The organism is Rossellomorea vietnamensis, from assembly GCF_008180415.1.
GTDB lineage: Bacteria > Bacillota > Bacilli > Bacillales > Bacillaceae_B > Rossellomorea > Rossellomorea vietnamensis_C.
This window is the reverse complement of the sequence record NZ_VTEI01000007.1, coordinates 23,420-38,647: the sequence shown is the minus strand read 5'-3', so window position 1 is coordinate 38,647 and position 15,228 is coordinate 23,420. Positions and strand designations below refer to the sequence as shown.

General features: G+C 42.0%; 12 protein-coding genes. 11 read left to right on the top strand and 1 reads right to left on the bottom strand.

Going from position 1 to position 15,228, the window contains the following annotated elements; translation table 11 throughout:
• The first annotated feature begins 85 nt into the window (after positions 1-85).
• The 4 genes from glsA to pyc all read left to right on the top strand — a co-directional run bounded on the left by glsA (position 86) and on the right by pyc (position 6,796).
• The gene (gene glsA / locus FZC78_RS13945; protein ID WP_148940429.1) at positions 86-1,012 is read left to right on the top strand and encodes a glutaminase A; all 927 of its coding nucleotides are present in this window, start codon (positions 86-88) and stop codon (positions 1,010-1,012) included.
• A 549-nt stretch (positions 1,013-1,561) separates the two neighbouring features.
• Positions 1,562-1,843: a YlaN family protein gene (locus FZC78_RS13940; RefSeq protein WP_148940427.1), complete on the top strand. Its 282-nt coding sequence runs from the start codon at positions 1,562-1,564 to the stop codon at positions 1,841-1,843.
• 140 nt (positions 1,844-1,983) lie between these two features.
• Positions 1,984-3,204 carry an FtsW/RodA/SpoVE family cell cycle protein gene (locus FZC78_RS13935; protein WP_148940426.1) on the top strand — a complete coding sequence of 407 codons (1,221 nt, stop codon included), beginning with the start codon at positions 1,984-1,986 and terminating at the stop codon, positions 3,202-3,204.
• 151 nt (positions 3,205-3,355) lie between these two features.
• Positions 3,356-6,796, top strand: a complete 3,441-nt coding sequence (gene pyc, locus FZC78_RS13930; RefSeq protein WP_252183624.1) for a pyruvate carboxylase — start codon at positions 3,356-3,358, stop codon at positions 6,794-6,796.
• Positions 6,797-6,844: 48 nt separating this feature from the next.
• On the opposite strand, the gene FZC78_RS13925 is transcribed toward pyc, so the two are convergent.
• Entirely contained in the window at positions 6,845-7,750 is a 906-nt protein-coding gene (locus FZC78_RS13925) for a COX15/CtaA family protein (protein WP_148940422.1), read from the bottom strand.
• 569 nt (positions 7,751-8,319) lie between these two features.
• Between FZC78_RS13925 and cyoE the strand changes: the two genes are divergently transcribed.
• The 7 genes from cyoE to FZC78_RS13890 all read left to right on the top strand — a co-directional run bounded on the left by cyoE (position 8,320) and on the right by FZC78_RS13890 (position 15,183).
• Positions 8,320-9,234: a heme o synthase gene (gene cyoE / locus FZC78_RS13920; RefSeq protein WP_148940420.1), complete on the top strand. Its 915-nt coding sequence runs from the start codon at positions 8,320-8,322 to the stop codon at positions 9,232-9,234.
• Positions 9,235-9,339: 105 nt separating this feature from the next.
• The gene (gene coxB, locus FZC78_RS13915) at positions 9,340-10,419 is read left to right on the top strand and encodes a cytochrome c oxidase subunit II (RefSeq protein WP_148940418.1); all 1,080 of its coding nucleotides are present in this window, start codon (positions 9,340-9,342) and stop codon (positions 10,417-10,419) included.
• Between the two features lie 28 nt (positions 10,420-10,447).
• Complete coding sequence (gene ctaD / locus FZC78_RS13910; protein ID WP_148940416.1) at positions 10,448-12,319, top strand: cytochrome c oxidase subunit I; 1,872 nt, start codon at positions 10,448-10,450, stop codon at positions 12,317-12,319.
• Complete coding sequence (locus FZC78_RS13905; RefSeq protein WP_148940414.1) at positions 12,319-12,948, top strand: cytochrome (ubi)quinol oxidase subunit III; 630 nt, start codon at positions 12,319-12,321, stop codon at positions 12,946-12,948. Before ctaD ends, FZC78_RS13905 begins: the two co-directional genes overlap by 1 nt.
• Positions 12,949-12,952: 4 nt before the next feature.
• A complete protein-coding gene (ctaF, locus tag FZC78_RS13900; protein ID WP_148940412.1) occupies positions 12,953-13,285 on the top strand; it encodes a cytochrome c oxidase subunit IVB in 333 nt (110 codons plus the stop codon).
• A gap of 480 nt (positions 13,286-13,765) precedes the next feature.
• Positions 13,766-14,683 (top strand): cytochrome c oxidase assembly factor CtaG, encoded by a 918-nt coding sequence (gene ctaG, locus FZC78_RS13895; protein ID WP_148940410.1) that lies wholly within the window; start codon positions 13,766-13,768, stop codon positions 14,681-14,683.
• A gap of 38 nt (positions 14,684-14,721) precedes the next feature.
• Positions 14,722-15,183, top strand: a complete 462-nt coding sequence (locus FZC78_RS13890) for a DUF420 domain-containing protein (protein ID WP_148940408.1) — start codon at positions 14,722-14,724, stop codon at positions 15,181-15,183.
• Positions 15,184-15,228 lie beyond the last annotated feature (45 nt).

Sequence of the window (15,228 nt, the reverse complement as noted above, 5' to 3'; positions counted from 1 at the left end):
CATCTATCCTGTCCTACCGATGAGTAACGGTCATCCATGTTGGGAAAAGATAAAAGACAACAATCTTTAGGATAGGAGGTTTCTGATGTATATAAACGATGATATCTTAACAAAAATGGTCGAGGAAGCACGGCCGATTTCTGCTCAAGGAAAACTGATAGATTACATTCCAGCGTTAAAAAAGGAGAATAAAGGTAATCTTTCTGTCTCTGTTTGTTTTTTGAACGGCGAATTCTTCTCAGCAGGCGATTACTTGGAAAAATTCACTTTGCAAAGCATCTCCAAAGTGATTACCCTTGCACTTGTGCTGATGGATTATGGAGAAGAGGAGGTCTTTTCAAAGGTCGGAATGGAGCCCACAGGTGATCCTTTTAACTCCATTGTGAAATTGGAAACCAATAAGGTGTCCAAACCGCTGAATCCAATGATCAATGCAGGGGCTCTTGCGGTGACAGATATGATCAAAGGTTCCACTAATGAAGAAAAGTGGGAGAGGCTGCTTGCTTTTGTCAGGGTGCTGACCGGAGATAATGAAGTAACTTATAACTCTGAAGTAGCTCAGTCTGAATTTAATACAGCATTTCTGAATCGTTCCCTTGGGTACTTTATGAAACAGCATGGTGTTATACAAGGGGATATTGAAAATTTGATTTATCTTTATACTAAGCAATGCGCAATCGAGATGAATTGTCAGGACCTTGCTAAAATTGGTGCGGTATTCGCCAATGACGGGATCGATCCTGTAACCGGCAGGCAATTGATTACAAGAGATGTTGCCCGTATTTGCAAAACGTTCATGGTGACGTGCGGGATGTACAATTCATCCGGTGAGTTTGCCATAAAAGTAGGAATTCCGGCAAAAAGCGGTGTGTCCGGGGGGATCATGGGTTCTGTTCCAAGAAAGTGCGGAATTGGGATTTTCGGCCCGGCTCTTGATGAAACCGGAAACAGCATTGCGGGATTAAGGCTGCTTGAACTGATGGGTTCCGAATATAAATGGAGCATTTTTTAAGATTGCTCGACGCACAGGCGGTTTAAATGGATGTATAAATAAGACGGTATATAAGCTGAATTGGTTGGTTCATACGGAAGCAGTCATGATAGAAAGTGAAAAAAACTATCGCTGTCAGTTATTTAGGAGACGTACTAACTAAATAAAAAAGAAAAGTGGAGCCTATAATAATCAAACCAATTACCTGCTTCTATTAGAAATCCTTGAGAGCCGCGAACAGGTGAGGTTCGACTCCCGGAAGTCTTTTAATTCTACCTCCAGCTGTACACTGATCCTTCCTGAAAATTGCCGCGAATTTCCATTCTGAAATACATCCTGAAATAAAACGAGAAAAACCTAATTAACTTCAGGCTCCTATTAATATGAATCCCTCATACTCAAGGGAGCATTTTGTCAATGTTTCCTCCTTTATCCCAAGAGGGCAGCATACAATTTTAAAACTCTCTGCTCGGCCGCTTCCTCTTTTCTTTTTTCCTTGCAATTTACTCGGTTTAGCGATAAAATTTTAAGATAAGAGAGTCGCTATTTGTACGGAATGGGGGGATCATTATGGCGTCTGAGATGAAAATCGACCATCGTGAAAAAGCCTATCAGCTGCTGAAGGCTGACGCAGAAAAAATATTAAAGCTTATAAAAGTACAGATGGATAATTTAACGATGCCCCAATGTCCTTTATATGAGGAAGTGTTGGATACTCAAATGTTCGGATTATCCCGTGAAATAGAGTTTGCTGTCCGCCTTGGACTAGTAGACGGAACAGATGGAAAGACCCTTATGGATTCTTTAGAAAGAGAGCTTTCTGCCCTGCATGAAGCTTCTACTAAAAAATAAATAATAGTGAAAACTCAAACAAAAGCATGCGGTTGTTTGGGTTTTTTTACTAGCCCGTCAATAATGTTTCTATTTAAAGAGATTAGCAGGATTTTAACTATTTAAATAGAATATTTCTAAAAAAGGGATAGGAAGAGACTATGCTTATAAAAAAAATATTAAAATCGTACGATTACTCGTTGATAGCTGTTTATATTTTCTTGTGCTTTTTCGGATTGATCATGATTTACAGCGCCAGCATGGTGACTGCTGTAGAATTCTATGAAACCAGCAGTGATCACTTCTATAAAAAACAGTTATTTAATATTTTTGTCGGACTCTCGGCTTTCTTATTGGCAGCTGTCTTCCCGTACAAAGCGTTTACGAGGTTCAAGCTTCCTCTAAAGGCAGTGCTGTTCGGCACGATTGGACTCTTGCTGGCTGTCCATTTCGTCGGGGTTGAAGTGAATGGAGCTCAAAGTTGGATCAACATAGGCATCATGCAGATCCAGCCTTCTGAATTTGCCAAGTTATCGGTCATCATTTATCTCTCTGCGGTTTATGCTAAGAAGCAGGATTACATAGATCAATTGAATGTGGGAGTAATGCCGCCATTACTGATTTTTGGTTTTATCTGTTTCCTGGTCTTCCTTGAACCTGATTATGGAACAGCTGGTATCATCTTTGTGATTGGCTGCTTTGTGATACTGTGCTCCGGCATAAGCTTTAAGATGTTTTTTAAGCTTGGGGCGTTGGGAGCAGGGCTGCTGGTCTTGGTTTCACCTTTCATTTATCTTGGCAGGAATTATATTTTCACCAATGAAAGGGTGGGAAGGATCCATGCCTATCTTGATCCTTTTCAATATGCTCAAGGAGAAGGATACCAGCTTGTCAATTCCTATTTAGCTATAGGCGCAGGGGGACTACAAGGTCTAGGACTGGGACAAGGGATCCAGAAGCTCGGTTATCTGCCTGAATCCCACACCGACTTCATCATGGCCATCATTGTAGAGGAACTTGGTCTCCTTGGGGTTGCTTTTGTCATTCTGGGGCTTTCCTACATTGTACTTCGGGGCATATACACCGGGGTGAAGAGCCGGGACCCTTTCGGCACTATGCTTGCTGTCGGTATTTCAAGCATGATTGGCCTTCAGGCATTCATTAATCTTGGAGGGGTATCCGGTGTGATACCAATTACCGGTGTCCCACTCCCTTTCGTCAGTTATGGAGGGTCATCCCTTCTGGTGCTTTCGCTTTCTATGGGTGTCCTGGTGAATGTATCGATGTTTGTCAAATATGATGAAAAGTACAGAGAGAAAAAAGAAATTTCTGCTGCCAACACCAGCAGTGAAGTGAAAAATGTATATAATATCCATCATTAGAAAGAATGGGCTGGTTATTTAAGAAACTCCTTAGTGATCAGCCCTTCTATATAAGCAGATTTGTTTGAAAAATTAAAAATTTTAGATTTGGTTTTTCATCATCTGCATGTTTATTTACATACAAGATTATTGCTTAAAGGAGAGGTATAATTTGAGGAAATTTAACAAAGTTCTAGTGGCCAACCGCGGAGAAATCGCCATTCGGGTTTTCCGTGCATGTACAGAATTAAATCTTAGGACCGTTGCGGTTTATTCTAAAGAGGATTCAGGTTCCTACCACCGTTATAAAGCAGATGAAGCCTACCTTGTTGGCGAGGGGAAAAAACCGATTGACGCTTACCTTGATATCGAGGGCATCATTGAAATTGCCAAGAAGGCGGATGTAGATGCCATTCACCCCGGGTACGGCTTCCTGTCTGAGAATATAAATTTTGCAAGAAGATGTGAAGAAGAAGGCATTACCTTTATAGGCCCCCACTCCAAACATCTAGATATGTTTGGAGATAAAGTAAAGGCCAGGCATCAGGCCCAGCTCGCTAATATACCTGTTATACCGGGCAGTGACGGACCGGTCAACGGACTTGAGGAAGTAGTCCAATTCGGGAAGGCACACGGTTATCCTATCATCATTAAAGCCTCACTTGGAGGAGGCGGAAGAGGAATGAGAATCGTCCATGGACCCGACCAAGTGAAAGAGTCCTTTGAGAGAGCCAAATCCGAAGCTAAAGCAGCATTTGGAAATGATGAAGTGTATGTAGAAAAATTTGTGCAGAATCCAAAGCATATAGAGGTTCAGATATTAGGGGATGAGCAGGGAAATATCATCCATTTATTTGAAAGAGACTGCTCAGTTCAGCGTAGGCATCAAAAAGTGGTGGAAGTTGCACCGTGTGTGTCGCTGGATGAACAGCTCAGGGACGAGATATGCAATGCGGCAGTCCAATTGATGAAAAATGTAGACTATGTGAATGCCGGTACAGTGGAATTCCTTGTAGCAGATAACCGTTTCTATTTTATCGAAGTAAATCCAAGGGTGCAGGTAGAGCATACGATCACTGAAATGATCACCGGTGTCGATATCGTACAGTCTCAAATTATGATTGCTGAAGGAAATGAACTGCATGGAAGTAAAATCGGAATACCGGAGCAAGAGAAAATTTCGATTCACGGCTATGCCATTCAATCAAGGGTAACAACAGAGGACCCATTGAATAACTTCATGCCTGATACAGGAAAGATTATGGCCTATCGTTCAGGAGGCGGTTTTGGTGTAAGGCTCGATGCGGGTAACGGCTACCAAGGAGCGATCATTACCCCGTTTTACGATTCGCTGCTTGTTAAAGTATCTACATGGGCTTTATCGTTTGATCAAGCCGCATCTAAAATGGTCCGCAATCTTCAGGAATTCCGGATTAGGGGTATCAAGACGAACATTCCTTTCCTGGAAAATGTAATAAAACATGACCAATTCCTGACGGGGCAGTATGATACGTCCTTTATTGATACAACCCCTCAGCTATTTATATTCCCTAAAAGAAAAGACAGGGGAACAAAGATGCTTTCCTATATAGGAAACGTTACAGTCAATGGTTTCCCAGGGATTGAAAAGAAGAAGAAGCCAGTGTTTGATAAGCCGAGAATCCCACATTTGAAAGAACTGCCGGATTTACAGGAGGGTACCAAGCAGATTCTTGACAGGCAAGGCCCTGAAGGTCTGGTTAACTGGATCAAGGAACAAAAAAATGTACTCCTGACTGATACCACTTTCAGGGATGCCCATCAATCCTTGCTGGCAACCAGGGTGAGAACCACTGATTTGAAATCGATTGCTGAACCTTCAGCCCGTTTGATGCCGGATCTTTTCTCTTATGAAATGTGGGGAGGGGCGACTTTTGATGTGGCATACCGCTTCCTCAAAGAGGACCCATGGGACAGGCTCATTTCACTTCGACAAAGAATTCCGAATGTGCTTTTTCAAATGCTGCTCAGGGCTTCGAACGCAGTCGGTTATAAAAATTATCCTGATAATGTCATCAGGGAGTTTGTGGAAAAATCGGCTTTTACAGGGATAGATGTTTTCAGGATTTTTGACAGTCTTAACTGGATACAGGGAATGGAAACAGCGATTGACGCTGTAAGGCAGAATGGAAAGATTGCAGAAGCGGCCATCTGTTACACGGGTGATATCCTTGATCCTTCCAGACAAAAGTACGATGTACAGTATTATAAGAATTTGGCAAAGGAACTGGAAGCTCAAGGCGCCCATATCCTTGCAATCAAAGATATGGCTGGACTGCTGAAGCCTCAGGCAGCTTATCGACTGATTTCCGAGCTGAAAGAAACCGTTGACCTGCCAATTCACCTTCACAGCCACGATACAAGCGGAAACGGGATCTACATGTATGCAAAAGCAATAGAGGCTGGGGTGGATATCGTTGATACGGCTCTAGGCTCCATGTCTGGGTTAACTTCCCAGCCGAGTGCGAATACGCTGTATTATGCAGTTGATGGAATGGATAGAGAACCTAAAGTGAATGTACAGTCACTTGAAAAACTTTCCCACTATTGGGAAGATGTCAGGAAATATTATCGTGATTTTGAGAGCGGCATGATGTCTTCCCATACAGAGGTGTATGAGCATGAAATGCCAGGCGGCCAATACAGCAACCTTCAGCAGCAGGCAAAAGCAGTTGGGCTCGGAGACCGCTGGGAAGAAGTCAAAGAAATGTACTCAAGGGTGAATCATCTGTTCGGTGACATCGTCAAAGTGACGCCTTCCTCTAAAGTTGTGGGGGATATGGCGCTATTCATGGTTCAGAATGATTTAACCGAAAGCGACGTCGTAGAGCGCGGTGAAAAAATCGATTTCCCTGATTCAGTTATTGAGCTATTTGAAGGGTATCTCGGACAGCCTTATGGAGGATTCCCGAAAGAGCTGCAACAAGCCATTCTTAAAGGAAAAGAACCAATCACGGTTAGACCGGGTGAACTGCTTGATGATGTAGATTTTGGGGAGTTGAAAGAAAAATTGTTCAAGGATCTAGACCGTCAAGTAACGAGCTTTGATGCAATAGCCTATGCTCTTTATCCAAAAGTCTTTATGGATTACAGCAAGACTGTAGAAGCATTTGGTGATATTTCAGTCCTGGATACACCGACTTTCCTTTATGGAATGAGGCTGGGAGAGGAAGTGGAGGTTGAAATAGAAACTGGTAAGACTTTGATCGTCAAACTTATTTCTGTCGGCCAGCCTCAAGCAGATGGAACAAGGATTGTGTATTTCGAACTGAATGGACAGGCCAGGGAAGTGGTCATCAAGGATGAAAGCGTTAAAGCTTCGGTAGCCTTAAAACCGAAAGCAAATCCAAAAAACGAGAACCATATCGGCGCTACTATGCCGGGAACCGTCTTAAAGGTAATCGCTGGAAAAGGCGAAAAAGTCAGTCAGGGAGACCATCTTCTCATCAACGAAGCTATGAAGATGGAAACCACTGTACAGGCACCTTTCACTGGAACTATAAGAGATATCCATGTAAAAAGCGGGGATGCAATTGCTCCGGGAGATTTACTTATTGAAATAGATCGAATCTAAAAAAAGGATGCCGTCCCACGAGGGGCGGCATCCTTTTTTGCAATAACATTACTGACGGATCTTGCTGCGGGAGGCAAGCAGAATCAAATAGCATAGCAGCCCGAACAAGCAGGAGATGATCAATGCATGCGCAAGGGCAATCATAAGGTTCAATCTTGTAATGACCGTCAAGGCACCTGTAGTAGCCTGAAGGGTTACAAGAATAAAGGCAATGATCCAACCCCAGTAAATCACTCTCTGATCTTTATAGTTCTTGACTGCGAGGTATGCGGCGTAGGCAATCCAGAAGAATATGATGGCTGCCGCAAAGCGGTGGCCCATTTGAATCCATTCATACATATTTCCAGGCAGCCCGGGGCTGTCGTTCAGACATAAAGGCCAGTCCCTGCAGACTAGGCTTGAGTCTGTATGCCTGACTAAAGCGCCGGTATAGACGACAATGTAACTGTAAAGAGTGATACCAAGGATATGAAACCTCATCTTGCGGTCTATGACAACCTTGTCCGCATCGAATTTTTTGTCTACTTCAAAAATCAAAAGGGTTAGAAGTAATATGGCTGCGAAAGAAATCAATGAGATTCCAAAATGAAGTGCCAGCACAAAATCGGATTGTGCCCAAATGACAGCTGCAGCTCCTATAAGTGCCTGTGCTGCCAGAAAGAAAAAAGATAAGGAAGCGAGAAGCTTCGTTTCCCTTTTATAACCTATGGCTTTCCATGACCAGACAGCCAGAACCAGCACGAGGATTCCCACACTTCCGGAAACCAGCCTATGTGATAATTCAACGAGCAGTTCAAAGGTGATATCACTTGGAACAAACTCTCCGTGGCAGAGAGGCCAGGACCTGCCGCAGCCCATTCCTGAATCGGTTTTGGTTACCAGGGCACCGCCGAGTAAAACGAAAAGCATTCCAAGGGTTGTAATAACGCTTAACCATTTTAAACCTTTATGCAATCTATTCACCTACTTTAATTATAAACTCTGAAACTAATATTCATGCTGAAATAAATATCAATACAATATAAAACACTTGTAATAACGTTTAAAAAAGGTATTCTGCAAAAATGTACGCCTTTAAGATGATACCGAATAAACCATCAAAAAACAACAGATAAAATGTTACAGAATAAAGAGAATATGCCCCTCAGAGGACAAATTAAGGAGATTGGGAGTTAATCAGGATCATGGAATTGTTATAAAAACATTGAATGACTGTAAGCGTTTCAATCGAATCTATGATATGATGTTTCTGTGAAACAAACTATAATGTTGAAAGGAAGCTGGATGACACAATATCGCCATATTTCATTCCGTTCTCATTCCCAAATAGAAAAAAATCTGTGGTTTAATATAATATTGACAGCTGGAATTTTTAAAAATTCTCTGGCTGTGCAGATCATTTTTCAGGGATTTAGTGAGGAAATCTATTAAATTCCCGTATGGTTATAGAAATGGTTTTGAAATTCCTTTATAGTATAGAGGTGGGAAAACCTCTGTTATTTAAGAGAGAGGAGGGGGAAAAGATGTCTAACAGCAGAGTAATTGCAGATATGAAAGATGCAGATATTCAAGTTACTACAGCCTGGAAAGACTTTTTGGCCCTTATAAAAATTGGTATTGTTAATTCCAATTTAATTACAACATTTACTGGTATGTGGTTAGCCTTCTATTTTACTAATACACATTTTCTTAATTCACTTGATACATTGTTCCTTACTTTGGCGGGATCGGCTCTTGTCATGGGAGGAGCTTGCAGCATCAATAACTTTATTGACCGCGATATTGATCATTTGATGGAGAGAACCAAGAGACGCCCTACTGTTACCGGTAAGATAACAGGAAGCAGAGCACTATTGATTGGGCTGCTTATGATTACATTAGGGACAGTATTTTTATTTATGACTACTGTGACTGCTGGTGTAATAGGAATCATCGGCATCTTCAGTTATGTTGTTCTTTATACCATGTGGTCGAAAAGACAGCATGTCAGCAACACGGTTGTTGGAAGTATTTCAGGTGCGGTGCCTCCGCTTATTGGATGGGCTGCAGTTGATGCTGATCTAAGCCTGATGGCCTGGATGCTTTTTGCGATAGTATTTATTTGGCAGCCGCCGCATTTCTATGCCCTCGCTATGAAGCGCTGTGAAGAATACAGGGCTGCGAATATTCCAATGCTTCCAGTTGTGAAGGGATTCAAAGTCACCAAGCATCACAGTGTTGCATGGGTAGCAGCGCTCCTTCCAATCCCGTTCTTTTTATGGGATCTTGGCTTGCCATTTTTTATTTTAGCTACAGCATTCAATCTTGGATGGTTAGCTCTGGCGCTTTCAGGATATAGAATGAAGGATGATCTGAAATGGGCAAGGCTCATGTTTGTTTATTCTTTAAACTATTTGACAATCCTTTTTGTAGCGATGGTCATCGTAACAGTCATTTAATGAATTCAGGAATTCTTTCTATAGGAAATCCATATAAAAAAGGTTTCAGTCCTTGTTTTAGTTTTACCAAAAGTACATTACACGAAAGAGGGGTTTGATTAAGCTATGAAAGCAAGGCTATCTAAATGGCGTCTATTATCGCTTTTCACGCTGATGGCGCTCGTTCTTTCCGGCTGTGGAGAGCCATTTGTTTCTACATTACAGCCAGCCGGTGAAGTGGCACAGATGCAATACGATCTTATGATCTTGTCTACTGTAATCATGGTTCTCGTGATTCTGGTAGTTGCAGTTGTCTATTTTATTGCTATTACACGTTTCCGTCGTAAAAAAGGCGACGAAAACAGAATTCCTAAGCAGGTGGAAGGAAGCCATACATTAGAGGTTATCTGGACGACTGTTCCGATCCTCCTTCTTTTAATTTTGGCCGTTCCTACTGTATCCGCTACATTTAAATTGGCTGATACAGAAGCTATGGAAAAGAAAGATGCGGAAGGCAACCGTGAAGCACTGGTTGTTAATGTCCGTGCTAATTTGTACTGGTGGGAATTTGAGTATCCTGATCAAGGAATCATCACATCCCAGGATCTAGTTGTGCCAACTGACAGAAAAGTTTACTTCAATGTTACAGCTTCAGATGTTAAGCACTCATTCTGGATTCCGGCAGTAGGCGGTAAGATCGATACAAATGTTGATAATGTCAATACGTTCTTCCTTGAGTTTGACAGCGAAGCTGCGGAAAATGTTGAAAATGTGTTCTATGGAAAATGTGCTGAACTTTGCGGACCATCCCATGCTTTGATGGATTTCAAAGTAAAAGCGATCTCTCAAGATGAATTCGGCAGCTGGGTATCAGCTATGCAAGAAACGGAAGCGCCTGCTCCTACAACTGAACTGGCGCAGCAAGGACAAGAGATTTTCAATCAAAAATGTTTGAGCTGCCACGCAGTTTCAGGTGTAGATGAAAGACCTGAACAGGCACGTCTTGCACCTAACCTTGCCAACTTTGGCGAGCGTACTCGTATAGCAGGTTTCCTTACTCATAATGAAGAAGAATTGAAAAACTGGCTGGAAAATCCTGAGCAATATAAGCCTGGCAATAAAATGACGGGTACATATGGCGAACTGGATGATCAGCAATTAGACGCCCTTGCAGAATATCTAATGGGCTTAAAGGTACAAGATTAATTGGGGAAAGTAAAAGGGAGGTTTAATCGTGAGTAGCTATGCACAAAAGAAAGGCTTCGGCGCCACTCTTTGGGACTACTTGACAACAGTGGACCATAAGAAGATAGCTATACTCTACCTGGTATCAGGAGGATTCTTCTTCTTGCTGGGTGGACTAGAAGCCTTGATTATACGTATTCAGCTTGCCGTGCCGAATAATGATTTTATCGCCGCAGGCTTATACAATGAGGTTTTGACAATGCACGGGACGACTATGATATTCCTGGCAGCCATGCCGCTCATATTCGCATTCTTGAATGCAGTCGTTCCTTTACAGATAGGCGCACGTGACGTCGCCTTTCCATTTTTGAATTCACTTGGATTCTGGCTATTTTTCTTCGGAGGAGTTTTCTTGAACCTGTCCTGGTTCCTGGGCGGTGCTCCGGATGCGGGGTGGACTTCATACGCATCATTATCTCTCCACTCAGAAGGACATGGAATTGACTTCTATGTACTCGGCCTTCAGATTTCAGGTGCCGGTACGCTTATTGGTGGTATCAACTTCCTTGTAACCATCATCACGATGCGTGCTCCAGGTATGACTTATATGCGTATGCCTTTGTTCACTTGGACAGCATTCGTAACGTCTGCTTTGATTTTATTCGCATTCCCGGCTCTTACTATCGGGTTGTTCCTAATGTTGTTCGACCGTATGTTCGGTTCTAACTTCTTTGATTCGGCAGCAGGAGGAAATACAATTATCTGGGAACATTTCTTTTGGATCTTTGGACATCCTGAGGTATACATCCTGATCTTGCCGGCATTCGGTATTTTCTCTGAGATTATCCCTACATTCGCAAGAAAGCGTTTGTTTGGTTATTCTTCAATGGTATTTGCTACAGTACTTATCGGTTTCTTAGGATTTATGGTATGGGCTCACCACATGTTCACAGTTGGTCTGGGACCTATCGCAAACGCAATCTTTGCTGTTGCAACAATGGCTATTGCAGTCCCTACAGGAATTAAAATATTTAACTGGCTGTTAACTTTGTGGGGCGGAAGTATCTCATTTACAACCCCGATGCTATATGCGGTGTCGTTCATACCGTCGTTTACCGCGGGCGGTGTAACAGGAATCATGCTTGCATCAGCGGCAGCTGACTATCAGTTCCACGACACTTATTTCGTTGTAGCCCACTTCCACTATGTTATCGTGGGCGGGGTAGTATTTGCACTATTAGCAGGAACTCATTTCTACTGGCCGAAGATGTTCGGTACAATGTTGAATGAATTTTTAGGAAAGATTTCTTTCTGGTTGTTCTTTATCGGATTCCATTTAACATTCTTCATCCAGCATTTCCTTGGTCTTATGGGTATGCCTCGCCGTATTTGGAAATTCTTGCCTGGTCAAGGTTTCGAAACAGGAAACCTGGTAAGTTCCATTGGTGCTGCATTCATGGGAGTGGCAGTTCTTGTGCTTCTTTACAACATCATCATGACTCAGGTTAAAGGTGTTAAAGTCGGCAATGACCCTTGGGGAGACGGCCGTACATTGGAATGGGCAATCCCATCTCCTCCTCCATTCTATAACTTCAAGCAAACACCGCTTGTTCGCGGCTTGGATTCTTGGTGGTTAGAGAAGATGGAAGGAAAGAAAGAGTATACTCCAGCTGAACCGCTTGGTGATATTCATATGCCTAACAATTCAATCCTTCCATTTGTGATGTCTCTTGGATTATTCATAGCTGCATTCGGCGCTATGTACCATGTGGATGACAAGGCTTGGGCAATTCCTGTACTTGTGATCGGAATGCTGATCACTCTAGGAGCTATGTTCCTAAGATCAGTAATTGATGATCATGGTTATCATGTTCATAAAGAAGACCTTCTTGATGATTCAGATAAAGGAGGTAATGCATAATGCATACTGAAGAAAAATTTACACCTAAAACTTGGCCGGCAGCCCCTGAAAAGGCTACTTTGGAAGCCAAGAACAAGTTCATGGGATTCTGGTTTTTCCTTGGAGGCGAAACTGTATTATTTGCTTCCCTGTTTGCTACTTACCTAGCATTGAAAGACAGTGTGCCAAGTCCTGACCATGCATTGGCAAAGGATATTTTCGATCTTCCGCTTGCCTTCATCGCAACTATGCTGTTATTAACCAGTTCATTAACAAGCGTATATGCCATGTATCATATGAAAAACTATAACTTCAAGGGTATGCAGGCTTGGCTGTTAATCACAGTTTTGCTGGGCGCTGCTTTCCTTGCACTTGAGATTTATGAGTTTAATCATTATGTCCATGAATATGGCCATACATTTACGAGCAGTGCCTTTGGTTCAGCTTTCTATACCTTAGTAGGCTTTCATGGTGCCCACGTGGCTTTCGGTCTGATGTGGATCACTTCATTGATGGTCCGCAATGCCAAACGAGGTTTGAACTTGTATAATGCACCAAAGTTCTATGTAGCGAGTTTATACTGGCACTTTATCGATGTCGTGTGGGTTTTCATCTTCACGGTAGTATATCTAATGGGAATGGTGGGATAAACTGATGGCGAATGTACAATCAAATTCAGGTAACCCAAGTGTAGATTACGAATATCGCCGCAAGAAAAATGCAGAGGACATGAGAATGCAGGTAGTTTCATTTGCTCTAATGATCTTCTTGACTTTGACGGCTTTCGTAGCAGTCGCGGGTGGATTTTCAAAATGGTTTGTAATACCATTTATTCTACTCCTTGCTGCTGTGCAGCTTATTTTCCAATTGTATTATTTCATGCATATGAGCCATAAAGGACATGAAGCCCCTGCTTTGTTTCTATATTCAGGAGCATTCGTTGGATTTATTACCATTTTGGCTTTTATGACAATCGTTTGGATTTAAAGAAGAAAACCCTTGAAAATTGCTTAGCAATTTCAAGGGTTTTTCTTTTTTCATTTGTTAAGGAAGGCTCTTTTAGGACAGCGTAAAAGATGCACCTTCTAAAGAGAGAAAAGATTTGCATAATGCAGGACTGAACAAATTATTCTCTTCTAAGAAGGCGGCTGACAGCAATAAAAAATAAAAGGGCTTTGGGTTAGTGGAAAAGTAATGCTGATGTTGAATACGTTTCCGAGCAAACAATTTAGAGGATCACTACAGCACCTAAATTCACAGCCCCCAGTCCTTTTCCTAATACCTGCCAATATTTTCAGTTGGTATGAAAGCCAGCTGAAAGGGGACGGAAACCAAAAGCGGTTCCGCAGGGGAAGAGAAAAGTGCTCCAAGGGGAAATGTCATGAACTTGTCATGAGCGGACGTTGAACTGCAGAAAGGGTCAACGTATAATATAGATGAGCATTCCTAAGAAATGAGGTATTCATTATGCATTTAGGTATATTCGGATTTTTTGCACTGTGGAGTCCGTTATTTATAATTACAATTTTATTTATAACAGCTGTTTATTTCTTAATCACTGTTAAGTGGAGAAACAGTTTTAAAGAGAGTGAACCGCTTACTGCTAAACAAGCAGCCTATTTTTTAATCTCGATGCTTCTACTATATGCTATCAAAGGTTCTCCTGTGGAAGTGATGAGCACTATGCTGTTTTCCGTCCATATGACTCAGATGGCGACTCTATATCTAGTCTTTACACCTCTGCTTCTCCTTGGTATTCCTGCATGGGTTTGGAAGAGCGTGGTTAAGCTTCCGGTAATCAGGCCGGTAATGTCTTTCATGACTAAACCGATTATCGCACTTGTTTCATTTAACATTTTGTTTTCTGTTTACCATATTCCAGCTGTATTTGATAATGTCAGGACAGATGTGACCCTTCATGGCTTGTTTACGTTCATCTTATTCATCCTGGCAGTCTTTATGTGGTGGCCGCTGTTGAACCCTGCAGATAATAAAATTGACCTGCATGGTTTAAAAAAAATCGGCTATATACTTGGAAGTGCCGTACTGTTGACTCCGGCATGCGGATTAATTATATTTGCCAATAATCCACTTTATGCCACCTATTATGATCCCACAGAGTGGCTAAAAGCATTGGCGCTGTGTGTTCCTGCAGGCACTTTGTCCGGTTTGACTTTAAGCGGTCCCGAATTGTTCACATCCATGTCACTTGAACATGATCAGCAGCTTGGCGGTGTTATAATGAAAATCATCCAGGAAATCGTATTTGGATTTGTTCTCGCCAGCCTATTTTTTCAATGGTACAAAAAAGATCAGGCAGAAGCTGATCAAGCGATGCAGCAATATGAAAATGCCGGTTATACAGCACCGAGACCTGTTGAATAATTAATACTTTTACCATAGAGAGAAGAGAGGAAGAAACCATGTCTTTACCTATTTTACCGACAATCAGCACGACATTTATCGTTTTAAGTGCCATTACTGTGGCGATAGGCTGGTGGCAGATTAAACAAAGGAAGATTGAAGCACATAAAAAAACCATGTTCATGGCAGCCGTTTTCGCCTTAACTTTCTTTATTATTTATGCAAGCCGGACTATCTTTGTTGGAAATACCGCATTTGGCGGTCCTGATGATATTAAAATCTATTACACTTCGTTTTTAATTTTTCATATCACCTTGGCTACAACCGGTGCGGTCTTTGGTCTGGTGACTTTATGGACAGGTTACAAAGCGAATTATGAAAGACATAGAAAATTAGGACCAATAACAAGTATCATTTGGTTTTTTACTGCGATTACTGGAGTGGCTGTATATTCGTTATTGTATGTCCTTTATAAAGGCGGAGAAACAACCTCTGTCATAAAAGCAATTCTAGGTTTTTAAGAGCAACCTAAAGGAAAGGAGCTGGTATAATTACCGGCTCCTTTT

Bases quoted from the DNA above. Each gene is read 5' to 3' on its own strand.
- glsA (WP_148940429.1), top strand. From the start codon at position 86: ATGTATATAAACGATGATATCTTAACAAAAATGGTCGAGGAAGCACGG.
- FZC78_RS13940 (WP_148940427.1), top strand. From the start codon at position 1,562: ATGGCGTCTGAGATGAAAATCGACCATCGTGAAAAAGCCTATCAGCTG.
- FZC78_RS13935 (WP_148940426.1), top strand. From the start codon at position 1,984: ATGCTTATAAAAAAAATATTAAAATCGTACGATTACTCGTTGATAGCT.
- cyoE (WP_148940420.1), top strand. From the start codon at position 8,320: ATGTCTAACAGCAGAGTAATTGCAGATATGAAAGATGCAGATATTCAA.
- coxB (WP_148940418.1), top strand. From the start codon at position 9,340: ATGAAAGCAAGGCTATCTAAATGGCGTCTATTATCGCTTTTCACGCTG.
- FZC78_RS13905 (WP_148940414.1), top strand. From the start codon at position 12,319: ATGCATACTGAAGAAAAATTTACACCTAAAACTTGGCCGGCAGCCCCT.
- ctaF (WP_148940412.1), top strand. From the start codon at position 12,953: ATGGCGAATGTACAATCAAATTCAGGTAACCCAAGTGTAGATTACGAA.
- ctaG (WP_148940410.1), top strand. From the start codon at position 13,766: ATGCATTTAGGTATATTCGGATTTTTTGCACTGTGGAGTCCGTTATTT.
- FZC78_RS13890 (WP_148940408.1), top strand. From the start codon at position 14,722: ATGTCTTTACCTATTTTACCGACAATCAGCACGACATTTATCGTTTTA.